General features: G+C 72.3%; 2 protein-coding genes. Both read left to right on the top strand.

What is annotated here, in order from left to right; translation table 11 throughout:
• The coding region (locus TR48_RS37690) for an alpha/beta fold hydrolase (RefSeq protein ID WP_161789988.1) at positions 1 to 338 on the top strand (338 nt) is incomplete at its 5' end.
• A gap of 115 nt (positions 339 to 453) precedes the next feature.
• Entirely contained in the window at positions 454 to 2,436 is a 1,983-nt protein-coding gene (locus TR48_RS37685) for a hypothetical protein (protein WP_152628408.1), read from the top strand.
• The last annotated feature ends 32 nt before the right edge of the window (positions 2,437 to 2,468 follow it).

Raw genomic sequence — 2,468 nt, 5'->3', positions numbered from 1 at the left:
CCCGCGGCGTGCTGGTCGGCAGCATCTACGCCCGCCCCGCCCTGCGCGGCCCGGCCGAGGCCGTCGCCGAGACCCGCGCGCTGCGCGACGCCGCGGGCTTCGCCCAGACTCTGCGGGCCGGCCTGAACGTGAACGTCACCGAGGACGTCGCCGAGGTGCCGGTCACCATCGGCTGGGGCACCAAGGACCGGCTGCTGCTGCCGCGCCAGGCCGACCGCGCCAGGCTGCGGCTGCCCACGGCGCGGGTGGTGCCGCTGCCGGGCTGCGGGCACGTGCCGATGAACGACGACCCGGAGCTCGTCGCACGAATCGTGCTCGAGGGCAGCAAGGACCTCTGAGGGGACCCAGATGGCGGCCTCCGATGCGGCCACCTGCCGCCTCACCCGATCGTGTACTCGCTCGATCGAGTGAGGTGGCGGGCCCTGGAACCTGACTGCGTGTCACCATGCGGGCGTGCCACCTGTGATGTCACGCGACCCCGCCGCCCCCGAAGACGACGAGCCCGACGAGAGCCCGCCGCCCCTGGGGGTGCGACCGCCCCGCGACCGTACCCGCCGGGCGGTCCACTGGCTGCTGTGCGGCCACAGCGCGCCCGAGCTGCTGCGCCTGCCGCCTGCCCAGGTCAACCGGATGCTGACCGTCCTGGCCTGCGCCTCGATGCTGATCGGGGCGCGGGACATCTGGAACCGCACCATCGTCAACCAGCAGGTCCACGCCCTCGCGGTGATCCTGTACTTCGGCGCGATCCTGGTGATCGCGGTGCTGGCGCTCAGCGTCCGCACCCGGCGGACCATGACGCTGGTGGACCTGTTCATGCTGTCGGTCGCCGCGTTGCAGTGCCTGAATCGCTTCTACGTGGTCACCGCCGCCAAGCCGCCGGTCGCCGGAGTGCCGTCCAGCCACGTCTACTACGGCACCGACGAGGGCTCGCTCATTCACATGGCGGCGAAGACGCTGCTGCACGGCGGCCACATCTACGGCACCCAGTGGCCGCAGATCTTCACCCTCTTCCACGTCGGGACCACGCCGCTGATGAACGGCGGCGCGGCGACGGGCCTCGACTACCCGCCGCTCGGGCCGGTGTTCACCGCCTTCCCGATGGGCCTGCACCTCAGCCACCCGCCGGCCGGGCTTGCGGCCACGGCGATGCTGCTGCTGGCCTCGGCGGTGATGTTCCTGCTGCTGCCGGTCGCCTGGCGGCCGGTCGCGGTGATCGTCTGCTTCGGCTTCGGCTGGCTGCCCAACTACGCGCAGATGGGGTACCCGGGCTGCATGGAGCTGCCGTTCCTGCTGGTGACGGTCGCCTACTGGCACCGGACCGGGCGCGGTGGGCGGCTCGGCTGGATCGGCGTGACGCAGGCGGCCTGCCTCGGCATCGCCTGCTGCCTGCACCAGCTTTCCTGGTTCCTGGCGCCGTTCCTGCTGATCGGGATGTTCATGATCCGACGCGGGGAGCTGTCGGCCCGTCAGGCCGGGGCCGTGGTGCTGCGTTACGCGGCGATCAGCGCCGGCGTGTTCGTGGTGATCAATCTGCCGTTCGTGCTGCAGAGCCCGCACGCCTGGCTGGAGGGGGTGCTCACGCCGCTCACGCAGCAGGCGATCCCGGCCGGGCAGGGGCTGGTCGGGATCTCGTCGTTCTTCACCTCCGGCTCCGGCAACCTGCACCTGTACAGCGTCGCGGGACAGCTGCTGGGCCTGGCGATGATGGTCCTGCTGGTGCTCTTTCCGCGGCGTCTCGGCCCGGCCGTCACGGTCATGCCGTGGCTGGTCTTCTATCTGTCGACCCGCTCCCAGCAGGACTACTTCGACCTGACCGTGCCGCTCTGGGTGATGGCCGCCGCAACCGTCTCCGCCGCCGACTTCGACCGCGCCTGGCATCCGCGCGCCGGACTGCTGGCCCGGCGCAGCGCGCGCACGGCCGTGGTGCCACTGCTGCTGGTGCCGACCGTGCTGGCCGTCGCCGCGGCGGTGCTGACTCCCCCACCGCTGAAGATGGACGTCACCGCGATGACCGGGACGGCTGGCAACGGCGAGCTGGCGCTGGTGGATCTGCTGACGCGGGTCCGGGTGACGGTCAGCAACACCAGCGACGCCCCGGTCAGGCCGCACTTCGCCACCAGCACGGGGGCGACCATCTCGGACTACTGGACGGTGCTGTCGGGCCCCGGGACGCTGCTCCCGCACACCAGCGCCGTCTACGTGCTGAAGGCGCCGTGGGGCGGGGTCGGCACCCCCGGCGTCAAGGGCCGGATCCTGCTGCGCGCCGTCAGTTCGCAGCCGATGGCGCTCTCCTCACAGCTGATCGGCGTCGGCCCGGACCCGGCGACGCTGCCCACGGCGATCCGGAAGATCCTCGACTCCGGCCGCGGCTTCCCCCGTGGCCAGGGCGACGGGACGGTCCCGCGCCCGGGCGTCGTGGGGCTCCCGACGCGCTAGACGCGGACGCGGCAGGGCAGGGAGGGCAGGGC

Origin of the sequence: Streptacidiphilus neutrinimicus, from assembly GCF_000787815.1 — a bacterium.
Classification (GTDB): Bacteria; Actinomycetota; Actinomycetes; order Streptomycetales; family Streptomycetaceae; genus Streptacidiphilus; species Streptacidiphilus neutrinimicus.
Note: the sequence above shows the minus strand (reverse complement) of the source record. Positions and strands in the feature narration are given on the sequence as shown.